A 17690-nucleotide genomic window follows, 5' to 3' on the forward strand; every position below is an offset into this window, starting at 1 on the left:
GCACAATATTTTCCCGCAGAAGTCTTTCATTCCTGAAAAAGACTGGAGGACGACCAAACGATCGCTGGTCCGTAAGATCTCCCATGCAACCGCTACTGCGCTCCAGCCATGAGCATGCCGATGCGTTTCATACGTTCCTTGTCGTCCACGGAAAAGTCATCCATGATCCGGCCTCGAAAAATGACTGCGATGCGGTCGGCCAGAGTCACGGCTTCGCGCAAATCTCCGGTGACCAGGAGAATTCCGGCATGGGCGCGGGCCTGCAGAAGCTGACGCCACACTTCCTCGGTGGAAGAGATATCCAGACCTTGGGTGGGTTGTTCGGCCACGATTAGCCGGGAGTTGCGATAGAATTCCCGGGCCAGGACCAGCTTTTGCAGATTCCCGCCGGACAACCGGCCCGCGGTCATATCCGGCCTGCCGGGCTGTACGTTGAATTCCTTGACCTTCTGGACAACTGTCTCCCTGGCCGCCCTACGTTGCAGCCACATTCCCCTGCAGAATCCCTGGCGGGTCGTCAATAAAAAATTGTCCGTCAGGGTCATTTCCCGACAGACAGCCAGGCCCAGACGGTCTTCGGGGATATAGCTCAAGGTCTCCTTCCAAGAGGGATTGGCGAAAAAATCAGCCCATTCCTTGCCCAGGACCTCCACCCGCCCTGCTCCCGGCGGACGCAGTCCGGCCACGGTTTCCACCAGTTCCTTTTGCCCGTTTCCCGCCACGCCCACCAGGGCCATGACCTCTCCCTCGCGCACAACCAGGTTCACGTCATCCAGGCGAGGACCACTGAGATGCTCGATGCGCAGGACTTCCTCACCGGGAATCGATTCCGTCCGGTCAATGTCCAGTGAGACGCTGCGCCCCATCATCCGACTGGCCAGCTCTTCCTTGGACTGAATTTCATCGGCTTCCCACTGGCCGACCACTTCTCCGCCGCGCAACACAGCCACGTCGTCGGCGACAGCGATCACTTCCTCCATCTTGTGGCTGATGAAAATGATGGCCTTGCCCTGCTCAGCCATGTTCCTCAAAGCTTCAAAGAGATGCGCCGCCTCCACCGGAGTGAGAACCGCCGTGGGTTCGTCGAAAATCAAGATCTGGCTTTGACGGTACAGCAGCTTCAGAATTTCCACCAACTGCCGCTCGCCCATGGACAGATCCGCGATTCTGGAGCCGGGATCAATGGCCAGGTTGAACCGGCTGGCCAGATCACCCACTTCTCGCTCCATGGCCCGGCGGGAAAGCCAGAACGATTTCTCCTGGCCCAAAAGCACATTCTCGGCCACGGTCATCGCATTGACCAGCATGAAGCTCTGGTACACCATGCCGATGCCCGCCGCGATGGAGTCCTTGGGCGAGGCGAACCGGGTCTCCCGGCCCCGGACAAGAATCCGACCGGCATCCGGGTGCAGGCGTCCGGCCAGAATACTCATCAGCGTGCTTTTGCCCGCCCCGTTCTCGCCGAGCAAAGCCAGGATTCGACCGCCATGGATGTCGAAACTGATGTTGTTGTTGGCCCGCACCGGCCCGAAGGACTTGGTCAGGCCTTCCAGGCGTATCAAAGGGATTTCCGCGGTGGAGGTCACAAATTTATTCCTCAGGTGGGATGTTCACGCCCAGGGCAGCAGGAGCCGCGCTGCCCCGGCCGGTCATGGTGGAGGCGACCAGCACCAGAATGGTCAAGGCATAGGGAAGCATCAGCAGGAATGAGGACGGAATATCCGTTCCCGTGGCTTGCAGGCGCAATTGAAAGGCCATCACGCCGCCGAAGAGATAGGCGCCGAATACGGCCCGCCCCGGTCGCCAGAATGAAAATATGACCAGGGCCACGGCGATCCATCCCCGCCCGGCGGTCAACCCGCTGGTCCAGAGATGAATGTAGGCCAGGGACAGATAGGCTCCCCCCAATCCGACCAGAAACCCACCCATGATGATCCCCAGCCAGCGCAGGCCGATCACGTTCAATCCGGCCGTGGCCGCGGCTGCCGGGTTTTCGCCCACGGAGCGCAGATGCAACCCCAGCCGGGTATGGCGAAAGAACAGCCAGATCAGTACCGGCAACCCGAAGGAAAGGTAGACCAGGACGTCGTGGTTGAAAAGAATCGGTCCCAGAACGGGAATGTCCGACAATACGGGCAACGGGACCCTGAAAAAACCGATGCCCTGGGATCCGATCAGGGGCGTGCCCAAGAAATTGGCCAAGCCTGTTCCTAGGATAGTCAGGGCCAGGCCGGAAACCACCTGGTTGCCCTGGAACCCCAAGCAGACCATGCCGTGCAACGCGGCCAACATCGCGGCGCAAAAACCGCCCATCAAGAACCCCAGCCAGGGGCTGCCGGTGGTCAGACTGAACCAGAACGCACCCAACGCCCCGACCATCATCATCCCCTCGACGCCCAGGTTGAGCACGCCGGATTTCTCCGTAACCATCTCTCCCAGCGTCGCATACAGAATCGGCGTCCCGGACTGCACGGCCGCGGCAAGCAAAGCGATGATGAGTTCAATGGGCATGAACTGTATCCTCGATTAACAGCAACTAATTCTCCCCTCGCAATCAAAATCGCCACCGAAATCGAAATCGATCAGAACCAAATTGTAAGCGCACGCCTCATCGCCATCAATCCGTAACGGGGAAGACTCAGCCAAATCATCCAGTCGATCAAATAAGCCATCGGTAAACACGATATTTTCGATTGCGATTGCGATTACGATTTCGATTTTGATTGAGATGTATTGATCATCAATTTGTTGTGCGTCTTTCGATGCGCAGAGTGTACGTTGTGAAGAACTGGCCGGAAAGGACGGTGAGCAGGATCAATCCTTCCAGGATGAACCCGAAGGCGGCGGGGACCCGGAGTTCAAGTTGGAGAACCTCGACCCCGACCCGCAAACCGGCGAGCAGAAAGGCGGCCAGGGCCATTGGGCCGATTTTGAGGCGGGCGACCCAGGCCACGACGATGGCGGTGTAGCCGTAGCCGACCATCACGCTGGGCTGAAGGCGATGGGCCACCGCCGACGTCTCCACGAACCCGGCCCATCCGACGATCATGCCGCAGATGCCCATGACCAGAAAAACAAGAAAGCCGTAGGGCATGAAGGCATAGCGGGCCGTGCGCAGGCTCTCCCCGCTGGCCTTGATCTCGTATCCCAATCGGGTTTTGTTCAGAAAAACCCAGGCCAGAATGCTCAGGACTACGCACAACACCAGGCCCCAATGCAGCCGACCGGCGCCGATCATGCCGATCTGCGCTGCCGCCGGGTATTCCATGGTCATGGGAAAACCCATTCCCCGCGGATCCTTCCAGGGGCCGTAAACCAGATAACTCAGCAGCAGGATGCCGATATAGTTCAGCATCAGGGTGGAGATGATCTCGTTCACGCCCAGGCGCACCTTGGTCCAGGCCGGAAGCAGGGCCCACGCTGCGCCTGCCGCGCCGGAACAGAGCATCATCAAGGGCAGCAGAACATATCCGGGCAAGGTTGGGAAGGTCAGCACGGCCCAGGCGGCTCCGATGGCGCCCAGGGCGAACTGTCCCTCCGCCCCGATGTTCCAGATCTGCATCCGGAAGGTGAAGGAGACGCCGAGAGCGCAGAGGTAAATGGGAATCGCCTTGAGCAGCGAGTCTTCCAGGGACCATGTATGGCCGAAGCCGCCTTCCCAGAGCAGGGCCATGGCCCGCAAGGGAGGAATGCCCTGCACCAGCAGCGCCAAGCATGCCAGTCCCAGTGAAAAAGCCAGGGCAGTTAAAAAAACAAGGACCGAGCCCCAGTACAGGGGCTCGGTCCTTTTCTTGACGCGAAATAACCTCATGCCGTCAATGGAAACAGTTCAGGAAGCAGAGCTTGCTCTGAAATGCATTTTACTGCGTGGTTCCCACCACTCCGTTCACGAACCAGTTCATGGACAGCATTTCCTCATCCGTGGCCCGAACGCCTTCCGGAATGCGAACTTCACCTTTCTGGTCCAGCACGGGGCCAACGAAAACATCGGTTTCACCGGAGCGAATTTCTTCCTTCTTGGCAAGGACCCTGTCCTGAACCTCCTGGGGCACCATGGGGCCGAAGGGCGCCAGGTCCACCAGACCCCGATCCAAGCCCCACCAGATGCTCTCGCTTTCCCAGGTGCCTTCCCGCACGGCCTGCACGACATGCTTGTACACCTCGGCCCAGTTCCAGACCGGAGCGGTAAGGTGGGCGCGGGGAGCAAAGGAACTCATGTCCGAATTGTAGCCCACGGAATAGACGCCGCGCTCCTGCGCCGCGACCTGGGGACCGGGAGAGTCCTGGTGCATGGCGATGACATCGGCTCCCACGTCCAGCAGACTGTTGGCCGCTTCTTTTTCCAGGGCGGGATCATACCAGGTGGAACTCCAGACAACACGAACCTGGACATCCGGATTCACGGCCTGGGCGCCCAGAGCGAAGGCATTGATGCCTCGAATGACTTCGGGAATGGGGAACGCGGCCACGTATCCAAGAATGTTCGATTTCGTCATCGAGCCGGCGACCATTCCGGAAAGGTATCGGGGCTGATACATCCGGCCGAAATACGTGCCGACGTTTTCCGCCTGTTTGTAGCCGGAGCAGTGCATGAACACCACGTTCGGGAACTGGGCGGCGACCTTGAGCACCGGGTCCATGTAGCCGAAGCTGGTGGCAAAGATCAGGTTGTGCCCGCGCCGGGCCATGTTCAGCAGCACCCGCTCCGCATCCGGACCTTCAGCAACGGATTCGACAAACGTGGTTTCCACGCCCTCCAGCGCCTCAATGGCCAGACGGCCCTGATCATGCGCATGGGACCAGCCGGCATCGCCGATGGGTGATACGTACACGAAACCGGCCCTGATCTCTTTGGCCGCGACCGCTGCCGGCATGCTGATCAGCATCAGGCATAACAGCACAAGACCTGTCAAATTGCGTTTCATTCTGGGATCCTCCAAATGGTTGGCGAAAATTTATTCAGCGGAAATAGTCCAGCAACAGTGAACTTGCAAGAAAAAAAGCCCCATAAAAGGACACCGCAATCAAGTCGACGATTTGCTCCGTTGATCCACCATCGGCTCGACAAAGCGGGATTCGGCGTCCCAGGGGAAGAGAATCCAGGTGTCCTGGCTGACTTCAGTGATGTAGGTATCCACCATGGGACGGCCGTCCGGCTTGGCGTAAACCGTGGCGAAATGAGCCTTCGGCAGCATGTCCCGGACAATACGAGCGGTGCGGCCGGTGTCCACGAGATCATCAATGATCAAGGTCCGGGTAGCGTCCTCGTCCGTAATGGGCTGAAAGCTTTTGAGCACATTGCTCTGGCCTTGATCCTGCCAAGCATAGCTGGACACGCAAACCGTATCTATGACCCGAATTTCCAACTCCCTGGCGATCACCGCCGCGGGCACCAGTCCGCCCCTGGTGATGGTCACGATTTTGCTCCAGGGGCCGATGTCCAGCAACCGCCACGCCAGTGCCTTGGAATCCCGGTGCAGTTGCTCCCAGGAAATATGGTACAGCCTTTCGTATCGATCTTTCATGTTTTAAAGTTGGTAGATGTTGTCGGGATCACACCGTGAACGTAGTGACTGGCTCATCGGCGGTCTGGCTAGCTTCCATGAAAAACAAGATGTAGAGCAACAATTCAGCAAATTCTAATCGTACACGGGATTGGTCCGGCTTGCTTGATTTGCGGATCTCGCAAGTTTGACTGAGCCAGGATTCGTTCATCGAACCATTGCCGTACATTTGGAGCACAAAATGAAGTTTATTCAAAGCAATGGTTCGATGTTACGAAGCCGGCGAAGGAGTTTGCGAGGCCGCAAAATCAAGGCAAGCCGGACCTTAACTGGGTAGTTACGATGTAGAAATCAAGGCAAACAACAAACGCGAAGGAAGATCACGAGTCGCGATGGTCTCGCGAATCATCCAACCGCTTGATCTCATAGTCGTAGGTTTTTCGAGCCTCAAATTCCCTGTGTACGGTTTCTTGTCCCTGCTTGCCCATTTTCCGCAGCATCCATTTCCAGCGTATCCACATCACCAAAGCAGCGGTAAACACGAAGGAGATGAACACCAGAAAAAAGATCGCCCCCAGAAATATTCCGAGGATCGCCAGGGGCAGCAATAAGATCCAGCCCCACCAAGGGAAGCGAGGAGAGAGAAAAAAAATACGTCGTTGGTTCATGGCGTAGATTCAATGAGTAACCACTTGTCCGATGCCTTCGAGACCTGATTGTCTTGATGTTTGGGTATCCGGCCTGTTGACCAAACATGCCTGTTCATATCTGAATTTATGACTTCAATGCTGATTGGGCCGTGCACCGGCTGCCGGGGATCTGAAATCACGACAATCAGGCAGGAGGCCGGAATATTGGTTACTTCAGGTTAATATTTGCTCCATTCTCCGCCTTCAGGCATTTCCAGGTAATCCCGGAGCCGATCCAGTTCATCCTGGGACAGCGATAGCGGTTCCTCGAACTGCACCCCCCAATGTCCGGAGTTCCGCCGCACGATCCTGCCCCGAACACCGTCTAGTGCCGGGCGCAGGAAATCAGGAGTTTTCAAAAACTCCAGGGTGTCTTTCTCCGTGAGCTGCAGCTGTTTTGCATCATTCTGGGAAACATCCAGCAAAACTCCCATCCTGCTGATGTTGTAGACAATACCATAGAATCGCTCGCCACTGGAGGTCTGGAGGATGCAAAAGTCCGGTACGACATCCACTCGGGGTGCACCGCGTTGATCTTCATCCATGGATTAGGATCATTCCGAATTGGCTTCAGGTCAATTCCGTTTTGTAGGGTATGCAGGGGATGCATCCAGCGGGTACAATATCACCGGGACGTAATAGAAATTGCGTAACCTTTACCGCATGGAAAGGCAATGGTTCAACAAATGGGGCCACCCCGGCCTTGCGGAGCCAAGTGTAAATAAACTTCGTGACATGTTCCGGCTCATCCGGTTTCGCTACCCCACATCCCAAACCTGGCCACCGGGCGTATCCCGTACTTCAACGCCCAGTTCCGCCAATTCGTGACGCACGGCATCGGCACGTTGGAAATCCTTGGCTTGACGGGCATCTTGGCGGGCGGCGAGAAGTTCATTGATGCGCTCCACGCTCAGTTCCCTGCGCTGAACCCGGATGTCCTTCAGCGCCGCCAGCCATGAGGCCGGCTCCGCCTGGAATAGACCCATGGCCTGCCCCCAGCGTTGCAAATCCTCAAGAATTCGATTGCCCAGATTCCTGCTTGCGGCGCTTTTCCGCCAGGCCTTGTTCTCCAGCATCCTGTTGCCCAGTCTGACCACCCCAAAAACATGCCCCAGGGCACCGGCGGTGTTCAGGTCATCCTCCATGGATCTGATCCAATCGTCTTCCATTGCGGCCAGCTCGGTCTCCAGCTCCGCCGGCAGGGCCGTGTCGTTCCACTTGCCGCCGGAGACGTGCTCGGAAAGCAGGGCCATGGTCTGATAGATTCGTTGCAAAGCCTTTTCCGCCTCTTCCATGGAGGAGAAGGAAAAATCCAAAGGACTGCGGTAATGCTTGGTCAGCAGAAAAAACCGCAACACTTCGGCGTTGAATTTCGCCAGAATATCCCGGATGGTCACGAAATTTCCCAAAGACTTGGACATCTTTTCGGCATTGACCTGGACAAATCCGTTATGGACCCAGAACCGGACGAACTCGCCGCCCGTTGCGGCCATGGACTGGGCCATTTCGTTTTCATGATGCGGAAATGACAGATCCTGGCCCCCGCCATGAATATCCAGGGGGAGGCCCAACAGTTGTTCGCTCATCACCGAGCACTCCAGGTGCCAGCCCGGCCGGCCCGGTCCCCAGGGGCTGGGCCAGGACGGCTCTCCAGGCTTGGCGGACTTCCACAAGGCGAAATCCAGCGGATCCTCCTTGCTTTCTCCCGGTTCGACCCTGGCGCCGGAACGAAGTTCTTCAATGTTGCGGCCGGACAGACGTCCGTAGCCCTCGAAGGCCCGGACCCGGAAATAGACGTCGCCCTGATCCGTGGCATACGCATAGCCCCGCTCAATCAGCGACTCGTTGAGCCGGATCATCCCCGGAATGTGTTCCGTGGCCCGAGGTTCGTAGTCGGCGCGCAGGATTCCCAGCCGGTCCATATCCTCATAGAAGGCGGCAATATACTTCTCGGCCACCTCGGCGGAGCTCAGTCCCTCGGTGGCGGCCCGCTTGATGATCTTGTCGTCGATGTCCGTGAAGTTGCGGACAAAAGTGACCTCCCATCCCCGATGGCGCAGATACCGGACCAGAACATCAAAAACCACGGCGGATCTGGCGTGGCCGATATGGCAGTAGTCGTAGGCCGTGATTCCGCAGACATAGAGACGGACATGGTTGTCACGCAGGGGCTGGAACTCTTCTTTCTTGCCGTGCAGGCTGTTGTATAAAAGCATACGTTCTCACTTTAGCTATAAGACGGTCATCGGGTTCAGTATCTTTGACATGGATCAACTGGACAGTTGACAGGAGACTTCAATGCCGTGACCACGGCCATGGCCTTGATTCCCTGCTTTGCGCCGGTGAAGCCCATCCCTTCCTCGGTACCGGCCTTGACGCCGACCTGAGACGGGTCCAGCTGAAGCAAGCGGGCAAGGTTGCGCCGGATTTCCTCTCGCCTCGGTGCTATTTTGGGAATCTGGGTAATGATGTTCACGTCCACATGGGTCAGGGTCAGTCCGCCTTGATGAACCAGCTCAAGAACCTCGGACAGGAGAATCGCGCTGTCGATGCCCTCGAACCGCGGGTCCGTGTCCGGAAAAAGGTCGCCGATGTCCCCTCGGCCCAGGCATCCCAGCAGGGCATCGGCCAGGGCGTGCAACAGGACATCGCCATCGGAATGGGCAATAATCTCCGGCCCACCGGGAAAGGAGATCCCGCCCAGCTTCATGGGCCGCCCCGGACCGAAACGATGCACGTCATAACCGAAACCGACACAGGGCACAGGAACGTTCATGGCGGAAGAATCCTTGAGAAATTTGAGATCGTCCGGATTAGTGATCTTGGTGTTGCACGGATCGCCGGGCGCGATGCGGACGATAAAACCCAGGCGTTCCAGCAGCGAAGCATCGTCCGTCACGGCCCACTGCTCCCGGACACAATGCTGATGTGCCTGTTCCAGGATCGACCGGACAAAAGCCTGGGGAGTCTGTACCGCCACAAGCGATCCACGGTCCGGGGTTCCCATTACCTGTCCGTCCGCGACCTCTTTGATCGTGTCCGTCACGGGAATTCCCGGAACAACTCCCGCGGTTCCCGCGGCGGCATGCTCCCGCAGCGCCTCCAGCATTGCCTGGACCAGGGTCGGGCTCAAAAACGGCCTGGCTGCATCATGGACCAGGACCGCACCGCATTCACGCGGGATGACGGCCAAACCGAGGCGCACTGAATCCTGGCGCAGCGCTCCGCCCTGGACGGCCAGCACCGGCACGCCGGGATCATCCTCGGCCATGAGTCGCTGCACCCACTGTTTTCCCGCCTCAAGTTCCGCCTCCGGAAAGACCACGACCACTCCGCGCATGGCGGGTACGCGCGCAAAAACGCGCACGCTGTGCCAGAACAGCGGCACATCCTGCCAGATCAGGAATTGTTTCTTGGTGGGAAGTCCGGCCTGACCCAAGCGCGAGCTTTGACCGGCCGCCGCGACAATGGCCCAGGCAGACCGGAGCGGGAGAGATTTTTGGGGGGATTCGGAAGTGGATGACATGAGTATGTGTTGAATGAATATGCGGGAGTCGGGCGATAAGCCGGGTTCTGTCTCCCCGCGCTCATTTTTCATCAGACCCGAACCTCAAGGAGGCTTAAGTCGCATGAAAAATGAGCGCGGGGCGGCTGTCATTCCTCTGGGACAGGGATTACTCCCTGCCTCAAGCAACCTACCCGAGGACTTCGACCGGGCCGGCCTCAAGCGTCCTCCTATTTGGTCTTGCTCCGAACGGGGTTTGCCGAGCTTGCCGCGTCACCGCGGCAACTGGTGGGCTCTTACCCCACCGTTTCACCCTTACCCCGTGCTCACTTTGCCCTGAAAACGCATCTCTACCAGATGGATTTCAGGACAAAGTGAGCGCGGGGCGGTTTGCTTTCTGTGGCACTTTCCCGGGGTCGCCCCCGCTGGACGTTATCCAGCGTCCCGCCCTGTGGAGCCCGGACTTTCCTCCCCGCACTCGCTTTGCCCAGAAAAATCAACCCCAAGAGTCTCATCTTCCAGGGCAAAGTAAGCGCGGAGCGACAGCCTGCCCAACTCCCGCACGAACGTTATATATGACAGTGTCCGATGAAGGTCAAAGCAGCACTGAAACTTGAAAACCAGCATTCGCCGGATGATTAAGCTCCGCTCACAAAATCATCCGTGGTCAATTATACGGCTTCCGCTTCCTCTTCCTCTGTCGCGAAATGTTCAGACCAGTAAATGATGCGTTGGCAGTTCGGGCAGCTCAGGATCTGTTCGCCTTTCTGGAGAACGTTGTAGGTCTGCGGCGGAATGCTGATGTTGCACCCCTTGCAGACTCCTTCGCCGACGGACACCACGACAGGCTGGGACAACCGTGAGCGGATGAATTGATACCGGCTCAGGATCGGCTTGGGAATCACTTCCTCGGCATCGCCGCGCAGGTTCTGCAAAACCTCCAGGCGGGCTTTGGATGCTTGCAGTTTCTGGTTGATCTGTTTCTTTTTCTGGGAAATCTCCTGTTGCAGGGACTTCAATTCCCCTTGTGCCATGTCCAGTCTTTCCTCCTGGCGGGCCAACTCTTCCAGCAGGGAAACCTTCTCCTCTTCCCGGCTGCGATTCGTTTTTTCCAGGTTGTCGATTTCCCGCATCATGGCCTGATGTTCTTTGGAATTGCTGACCATCATCAACTTGTTCTTGCTTTTTTTGATCTTCATGGCGGTATCTTCAATCTCCCGGCCCAGATCATCCCGTTGTTTAGTGATGATAGCGATCTTTGCATTCACCTGGGCCACCGCGTCCTTGAGTTCAAGGTGCCGGGCCTCCATCCGCTCCAGTTCAGCGGGAGCATTTTTCAAGAATCCGTTCAAATGCATCATTTCGTCGTCGATCATCTGCAGAGCGACCAACTGCTCGATCTGTTTCATATACAAGCTCAATGTCTTCCCCTCCTTGCAGGCAAAAACCCATGTTCAACTTGATCCATTTTTCGTTGCCGCGGCAGCAACATCACGCCGGGCGTTCCTCGAGGAAACGATGCGTGAATGCGTCGTGTCCGGGAATAAAAGCCACTTCAATTGCAAATTCTTCCAGTTTGAGCCGCAAATCCTTGGCAAAAAAAGCCATCATCCGTTCTTCGAGACGGAAATGGCCCACATCCGCGACCAGAAGACCAAGCTCTTCAGCCATCTGAGCATCATGGTACTTGAAATCACCGGTAATGTAGACCTGGGCGCCTGACTTCGCGGCCCGATCAAGCAATGACGCTCCGGAGCCCGGGCAGCAGGCCACCCTGCGTACCTGGTCCGGAACAACACCGGCTACGGTCCGCAAAGGCTCTTCGATAAGCCCTTCAACAGTTTGGACAAACTGAGACCATGACAATGCCGACGGCAATTCGCCGACAAAGCCGAAACCGACATTTTTGGAAGGGGTGTCCAGTTCCTGGGAAATCATGCGCAGCGTACCGCTCGCGTCATCATCAACTGCCTTCCGGACCAGCGCACTCTGCGCCGGACCGCAAACGACCTCCAAGGTCTGGGCATGCTGCTGGAAGATTTCGATTCCCGACTGGACCGCAAGTGCCCGCCCGACTCCGGCAACGGCATCCGTTGCTCCAAGAATCCTGAACCAACGCCCGACCTGTTTTCCTGTCTGCTCCAGAACGCGGACATGTTGAAGGATCAGCGCTCTGGCCAGCCACTGCACCGGGCCGTCAGGCTGCGTGTCCAGACTGGTATGAGCCGCATAGAGCCAGGCATCATGGCGAAAAAGAGCTCCGAGTACATGGTGATACCTGCTGTCCGGTCGGGACGGAAAATCAGGCTTCATGGCCAATGGATGGTGCACCAGGATAAAATCAGCGCCCCACTCCAGGGCTTGGTCAATCAGCCCCGGTGTCGGATCCAGCCCGACGGCCAGTTTGTGAACCTGCGACCGACCACCCGCAACCTGAACACCGCCCTTGTCCCAGGAGGCCGCGCACTCCGGCGGCGCCTCCATTTCAATTTTTGCTATCAAATCGTGGACATGCATATCATAATCCGAAATCATTCGTTGTTCGGGCCGCGGGCATCAAGACATTCTGAGTTGTCGCGCATTCCGCAAGAACGTAACTCCTCACCTGCTGTCCGACTTGTCTCGCAGTAAAGATGTGCAGAAAAGTTACAAAATAACAAAAAAAGGTGTTTCCCGGATAAACTTTTCCAAGAAACACCTCTCATAAGAACGGCGAACATGTTTTCAGCGATGCGGTTTAAGTAGATATGCGCCTGAGGCACCAGTTTCCTCTTTGGTGGGCCTACCAGGACTTGAACCTGGGACCTGCCGGTTATGAGCCGGTGGCTCTACCAACTGAGCTATAGGCCCTTTTGAAATTGCAAAAGAGGATATAATTACCTTTCACCGATGGCCCCTGTCAAGTCGAATGTTTTCGAAAATGACAAGGACGGTTTCGATTTCGATTTCGATTTCGATTAGGGTGAAGGAGGGTTGGGGACGAAAGTCAAAGCAATTCCCGTTATTCTTTGGCGCATTCCTTCTTTACGTATTCGATGGCCGAGCGGGCTGCCAATGCGCCTTCCCCTACGGCCACGCTGATCTGGAGGAACCTGCCGACGCAGTCGCCGGCGGCATAGATTCCTGGAATGTTCGTTTGCTGCTGCTCGTTCACGGCGATGAATTGTTTGCGTTTCACCAATCCCAGACTGGCGGCGAAATCTGAGGAACTGGCCTGTCCCATGGCGATAAACAGCCCATCTACCTCCTCCTGTTCGCCTCCGGCATAATGAACCGTGGCCAGGCCGTCGCTGCCTCCGAGGGACAGGATCTTATCCTGGACGATCGTGATTCCGGAGCGCAGCAGTTTGTCTTGAAATTCCTGGGCCATATCCAGGGTCTTGCCCTGGGTGCAGATCCGCACAAAGGGGGTGTAGTGCAGCAATTCAAGAGCCTGGTTCGCGGCGAAATTTCCTTCGCCCAGAACCATCACCTTTTTCTGCCGGACGAAAAATCCATCGCAACTCACGCAATACGAAACTCCTTTGCCTTCATAATCCTGAAGATTGTCAATCCCCGGGCGGACACGGGAAACGCCGGTGGCCAGGATCACCGCGCAGGTTTCATACTCCTCCTGCTCCGTCCGTACATGGAAGCGCCCTTCCGCCACCGCATGGATGGAGAGCACGCGTTCGTTACGCACTTCGGCCCCGAAACGCTCAGCCTGCCTGATCCCGCGCTGGATTAACTCCATGCCGGAAATGGTTTCCGCAAAGCCGAAATAATTGTCGATATCATAATCCCCTGCAATTTTCGGAGCGCATCCGAGCACAAGCGTTCCGATTCCTGCTCTGGCTGTATAAATGGCGGCGGACAAGCCTGCCGGTCCCTGACCGATGATGACCAGACTCACGTTTCTCATGACAACTCCTGTTGAAAAAATAATGGTGGAAGCCTGCAGTCGATTTGCCATCATATCCCGAGAAATGGCAACAAGGCCTCGAATTTGTCAAAATTGCATCATGAAGCTAGGGTGCCGGGAATATGCAAAACATATTACACATCCACAACGCCACGGTATACAGGGAACGAAACCGGGTTTTCCAGAACCTGTGCCTGAACATCGACAGGGGGCAGCACACCGCCCTACTCGGCCCCAACGGCGCCGGGAAGACCACGCTCCTCAAATTGTTGGCCCGGGAAATTTATCCCATGCCGGGAACGGACACGGTTCTGCGCCTTTTTGGCCAGGAGCGGTGGAACGTCTGGGATCTGCGCTCCCGCCTCGGCATGGTGTCACAGGACTTGCAGCAGGAGTATCCGGGCAATGTTTCGGGACGTGAAGTGGTTCTTTCCGGCTTCAGATCCTCCATCGGCACCTATGCTCATCACCATTTCAGCCGGGAGGAGGTGCTGCGGACCGATCAGCTTCTGCAAGCCCTTTCCGTTACTGAACTGGCGGGGAAATCATTCCGTTCCATGTCCACCGGTCAGCAACGCCGACTGCTGCTGGCGCGGGCCCTGGTGAACGATCCCCAGGCCCTGCTCCTGGATGAACCGACGTCCGGTTTGGATATCAAGGCCTGCTTCTTCTACCTGGATACGATTCGCGAACTGATGCGCCAGGAGAAAACCGTGATCCTGGTCACCCATCACATCCACGAAATTCCCCCGGAAATGAAGCGCATCGTCCTGCTCAAGAACGGCAGGGTGGTTGCCGACGGCCCCAAGGAAATTGTCCTCACCGAACAGGCCATGGCCGATCTGTTCGAGACTCCCTTGCGCCTATTGGAATCTGGTGGTTATTTTCAAGTGGTGCCGGCCTGACCAACGCTTCTTTAATCGTCCAGATACATTGTCATCTGCTGAACATAATCATGAATAACAGACAATAATGATTCCGGAATTTGATTGAATTTAAGGCCGAGATCAACTTTCGAGCCACTCTTATTGATACGCTTGATCACGCAGTCCACTCGTTCATCTTCACTTTTAAACAGAAATGGACACTGCACTCTAACGACATCGTCAATTTCAAATGTAATTTTCTGGGATTCTTCACCCTGGATTCCAATCCCGCAGCCGGACTTGCTGATGTCCAACAAGGCGCCTTGAATTGTTGTTCCATTAAGGGCCATCGCTACAGGGAACAAGCAATTTACCCGGCTGTCCTTGCGTAAGTTGAAGGATTCGATCTTATCGGGAAACTCCAGGAACAAGAGAGGAAAGGGAGAAAAAGAAACGTGCTGGATCAAGGTGGCGAATCCGAGAACGGAGCCGGACTTGATGAAGCGGACCGTCATGGCATTGCCCTTGTAAAGGTGCTCGTAAAGCATGGACCGATTCACCTCGGGCACCAGTGGTATCGTGGTAATAACGCAGCGCTTGTTGATGTAGCCTACGAAACGAGTATGAAGTTTGTCCTTCATGCCGGGCAATTCAACCATGACTTTCATGCCAACTTCTATTGCGCTCAAACCTTTCTCCATCAAAAGCGGTTTCCAGAAATAGCATTGAGACGCGACAATCGCATCTTCCGAGAATTCAGCTGGTTTTTCCAGCAAAAATCAGGTGTTGAACTTTCGGCAGTATTCCAGAAAATCCTTCGCCTCTTCAAAATCCTGATTAAGGGCCAAGGCACGCTGGAGGTGATCGATACATTTGCCATAGTCTTTCAAATCATAAAAGACTCTAGCGACATTGAAATGCAAGTGTTCATCATGGTCGTTAAGCGACAAGGCCTTGTCGTAATACGCCAGGGATTCATCCAAAAACCCCCCTTTCCGCAAATTAGTGCCGAACTCATTGAACCGATGCCGTTCCGTCTCAATGAAAACATTATCAAGATTCAGAATTCGGGCCAGAGCCTTCTTCAATCGTTGATGATCTTTTGTTTGACAGTAGATATCTCCAAGCCTGAGACTCGCCTGGGAATTCTGCTCGTCAATATGTAAAGCCTTGACAAATTCAGACTCAGCTGCGTCCAACTGCTTTAATTCAAAAAGCTTCTCTCCTTGATCCAGTTTCCGCTGCAACGATTTCAGCACAGGCAAGGTCTTGCGCTCGTAATAGTCGAGTTCTGGAGCATACTCGAGCATGAATGTCTTTTTGGAAATACGCGAGACAATGCCTGAGGGAACATGCTGTTGATTCAGCGGCTGAACCTCATAGGTATCGTCATCCACTCTGCGGACAAACCAGTATGTCCTGGTTGATGAAGACATTCGCGTCCCGCCGAACCCACCGGACATTTCCGTTTTTTTTGAATAGACGCCAAGAATCATGATTTTCAATAGGAGGTTAATCTGAATGGATAAACATCAGTTGGAGGTGTACATTGACGGAAGTGAAGTCCTAACCATTAACCTCCCATGAAATCAACAACTTTATGGGAACAACAAAATTTGGCTAATCTTTGGAAATTGCGGAGGGTCAAGAAAGAAAAAATTATTAAGCAATTATGACAAGACAATAGGGAATTGTTCGGCTGAACCGTTATCAAAAATCTCAGTTGTCAGATGGTAAAAGAGTTGTATATTTTCAACATGTCTCCATAGCTGTTCCCATTTCGCATTCCGAAAAACATTTCCAGGGACATTTCCATCTTGTTTTCCATGTCTGCCAGGATCTCCTTACGCAGCAGAATCAAACGATATTTCACGAAATCATGTTCAAATCCGTCCTGGATCAGGGCCATGCCCTCGGAAAAGTAGTAGGAACGAATGTACTCCGAAAACAGCTGCATTTTCTTGTGATCGTTGCGCCGTGCGAACATGGAATAAACCATCATGTTGATGATCAACGCCTCGATCTTCATGGCCTGATCGATGAGCAGGAACTTTTCCCTGGTTTTCGGCTTGTCCAGGTTCTGTAAGGCCTGCTGGGCGATCTCGAATACCTCTTTCTCGAATATGGGCGAAATGGAAAACTTGGATATGATGCGGATCAGGACTTTTTGCGGATTCTCGTTCCCGGCGATGCCGAGCAGGCAGATTGCCAGCAGGTCCAGCTTGCGGTGCAGATCCCGCAGCAGGTTGCGTTGCTTCACAGTGGCCAGCCGCCTGCAGTCATCGACGGAAAAACCTGATTGCAACAGGCTCAACAGATGCTTGATGAAGGGTTCGGCCGCATGCCTGGCCTCTTCCTCCAGGAAACGGCCGTTCTTGTGCCGGTCCAGCGCCTTTTTCAGGGAAAGCCAGTAGGCCGCAACGGCCTCCAGCGGGGTGTGCACAAGGTCGACAATTCGTGAAGATTGCTTCGCCTCATCTGCCTTTGCCATGTTGTTCACATTGCGCTCCTTAATCCGCGGACATCGTCTGCTGCGCATCCGCCTGAGGCCTGCCCAACCGATTGTGCAGGACAAAACCGACGATGAACAAACCGGCCAAAACGATCAGCGGCCAGAGAACCTCAAGGGAAATCATCTCCCGCCCTTCATCGACATCCATCACACCGTGCAGCATCGACGCATAAAGCAGCCCCTTGAGCATGTAGCCGATCATCGCGCTGATCACAAAACGCTTCAGAGGTATACGCAATAGTCCGGAGCCGTAATTGATGATGGAATGCGGAAAACCGGGGAGGGTGCGCATGGCGCACAGCATCAAAAAATTCGTATTGCGCCGCAGGATTTGATACATGCGACCCTGCTGCACCCGCGACACCCAGCTGTTTCCCAGACGCCGCGAGAAATAATAGGCCAAAGTACTTCCCAAAACGCCGCCGGCGGTGATCATCGCAGTAGCCGGAAGAGGGTCATAGAGCAGCCCGATCACCAGAAACATGATCGATCCGGGCAATGCCAGGGCAAAAGGAAATGCCTGGGCGCAGATCAGTATCGGAACAAGCCACCAGGTATGGGTCCACTGCTCCGCCTTGAGGTGGATCAGCTTCCCGTACTCCATGCCGAACCACAGAGCCAGCCCCATGATGCCCAGGATAACTACCCAGCCAGCAGCGGGAAACAACGATGGTGTTCGCGCCGATTCGGTCATTGCAGCTCTTGTTTTGGCG

17 protein-coding genes, 1 tRNA gene and 1 other RNA gene are annotated in these 17690 nt (G+C 55.5%); 1 reads left to right on the forward strand and 18 read right to left on the reverse strand.

Annotated features, from left to right (window positions below):
* Nucleotides 1–92: 92 nt before the first annotated feature.
* From BLP93_RS01250 to BLP93_RS01320, 14 genes are all read right to left on the reverse strand, one after another.
* Entirely contained in the window at nucleotides 93–1586 is a 1494-nt protein-coding gene (locus BLP93_RS01250; protein ID WP_244148608.1) for an ABC transporter ATP-binding protein, read from the reverse strand.
* Between the two features lie 4 nt (nucleotides 1587–1590).
* Nucleotides 1591–2511 carry an ABC transporter permease gene (locus BLP93_RS01255; RefSeq protein ID WP_092116397.1) on the reverse strand — a complete coding sequence of 307 codons (921 nt, stop codon included), beginning with the start codon at nucleotides 2509–2511 and terminating at the stop codon, nucleotides 1591–1593.
* A 229-nt stretch (nucleotides 2512–2740) separates the two neighbouring features.
* Nucleotides 2741–3811 (reverse strand): ABC transporter permease, encoded by a 1071-nt coding sequence (locus BLP93_RS01260; protein WP_092116399.1) that lies wholly within the window; start codon nucleotides 3809–3811, stop codon nucleotides 2741–2743.
* Between the two features lie 49 nt (nucleotides 3812–3860).
* A complete protein-coding gene (locus tag BLP93_RS01265; RefSeq protein ID WP_092116401.1) occupies nucleotides 3861–4925 on the reverse strand; it encodes a BMP family ABC transporter substrate-binding protein in 1065 nt (354 codons plus the stop codon).
* Between the two features lie 99 nt (nucleotides 4926–5024).
* On the reverse strand, nucleotides 5025–5525 hold the full coding sequence (gene gpt / locus BLP93_RS01270; RefSeq protein WP_092116403.1) for a xanthine phosphoribosyltransferase: 501 nt from the start codon (nucleotides 5523–5525) through the stop codon (nucleotides 5025–5027).
* A gap of 359 nt (nucleotides 5526–5884) precedes the next feature.
* A complete protein-coding gene (locus BLP93_RS01280) occupies nucleotides 5885–6172 on the reverse strand; it encodes a hypothetical protein (protein ID WP_092116407.1) in 288 nt (95 codons plus the stop codon).
* 200 nt (nucleotides 6173–6372) lie between these two features.
* Complete coding sequence (locus BLP93_RS01285) at nucleotides 6373–6738, reverse strand: PilZ domain-containing protein (protein WP_092116409.1); 366 nt, start codon at nucleotides 6736–6738, stop codon at nucleotides 6373–6375.
* A gap of 213 nt (nucleotides 6739–6951) precedes the next feature.
* Nucleotides 6952–8409, reverse strand: coding sequence for a cysteine--tRNA ligase (cysS, locus tag BLP93_RS01290; protein WP_092116411.1), 1458 nt, complete (start codon nucleotides 8407–8409; stop codon nucleotides 6952–6954).
* Nucleotides 8410–8444: 35 nt separating this feature from the next.
* A complete protein-coding gene (gene ispD / locus BLP93_RS01295; protein ID WP_092116413.1) occupies nucleotides 8445–9719 on the reverse strand; it encodes a 2-C-methyl-D-erythritol 4-phosphate cytidylyltransferase in 1275 nt (424 codons plus the stop codon).
* A gap of 20 nt (nucleotides 9720–9739) precedes the next feature.
* Nucleotides 9740–10257, reverse strand: an RNA gene (gene rnpB / locus BLP93_RS01300) — RNase P RNA component class A.
* Between the two features lie 112 nt (nucleotides 10258–10369).
* Nucleotides 10370–11119, reverse strand: coding sequence for a zinc ribbon domain-containing protein (locus BLP93_RS01305; RefSeq protein ID WP_341844723.1), 750 nt, complete (start codon nucleotides 11117–11119; stop codon nucleotides 10370–10372).
* A 70-nt stretch (nucleotides 11120–11189) separates the two neighbouring features.
* The gene (locus BLP93_RS01310; RefSeq protein WP_161946148.1) at nucleotides 11190–12215 is read right to left on the reverse strand and encodes a Nif3-like dinuclear metal center hexameric protein; all 1026 of its coding nucleotides are present in this window, start codon (nucleotides 12213–12215) and stop codon (nucleotides 11190–11192) included.
* A gap of 257 nt (nucleotides 12216–12472) precedes the next feature.
* A tRNA-Ile gene (locus BLP93_RS01315) sits at nucleotides 12473–12548 on the reverse strand.
* A gap of 151 nt (nucleotides 12549–12699) precedes the next feature.
* Complete coding sequence (locus tag BLP93_RS01320; protein ID WP_092116419.1) at nucleotides 12700–13599, reverse strand: NAD(P)/FAD-dependent oxidoreductase; 900 nt, start codon at nucleotides 13597–13599, stop codon at nucleotides 12700–12702.
* Nucleotides 13600–13721: 122 nt separating this feature from the next.
* Between BLP93_RS01320 and BLP93_RS01325 the strand changes: the two genes are divergently transcribed.
* A complete protein-coding gene (locus tag BLP93_RS01325) occupies nucleotides 13722–14504 on the forward strand; it encodes an ABC transporter ATP-binding protein (protein ID WP_092116421.1) in 783 nt (260 codons plus the stop codon).
* Nucleotides 14505–14515: 11 nt separating this feature from the next.
* Here the strand turns inward: BLP93_RS01325 and BLP93_RS01330 are convergent, their stop codons facing one another.
* The 4 genes from BLP93_RS01330 to BLP93_RS01345 form a co-directional block, all read right to left on the reverse strand.
* Entirely contained in the window at nucleotides 14516–15154 is a 639-nt protein-coding gene (locus BLP93_RS01330) for a flagellar brake protein (RefSeq protein ID WP_161946149.1), read from the reverse strand.
* Between the two features lie 90 nt (nucleotides 15155–15244).
* Nucleotides 15245–15961 (reverse strand): tetratricopeptide repeat protein, encoded by a 717-nt coding sequence (locus BLP93_RS01335; protein WP_092116425.1) that lies wholly within the window; start codon nucleotides 15959–15961, stop codon nucleotides 15245–15247.
* 230 nt (nucleotides 15962–16191) lie between these two features.
* Nucleotides 16192–16965: a hypothetical protein gene (locus BLP93_RS01340; protein ID WP_092116427.1), complete on the reverse strand. Its 774-nt coding sequence runs from the start codon at nucleotides 16963–16965 to the stop codon at nucleotides 16192–16194.
* Between the two features lie 10 nt (nucleotides 16966–16975).
* Entirely contained in the window at nucleotides 16976–17671 is a 696-nt protein-coding gene (locus tag BLP93_RS01345) for a TVP38/TMEM64 family protein (RefSeq protein ID WP_092116428.1), read from the reverse strand.
* Nucleotides 17672–17690 lie beyond the last annotated feature (19 nt).

It is taken from the genome of Desulfonatronum thiosulfatophilum, assembly GCF_900104215.1.
Lineage (GTDB): Bacteria > Desulfobacterota > Desulfovibrionia > Desulfovibrionales > Desulfonatronaceae > Desulfonatronum > Desulfonatronum thiosulfatophilum.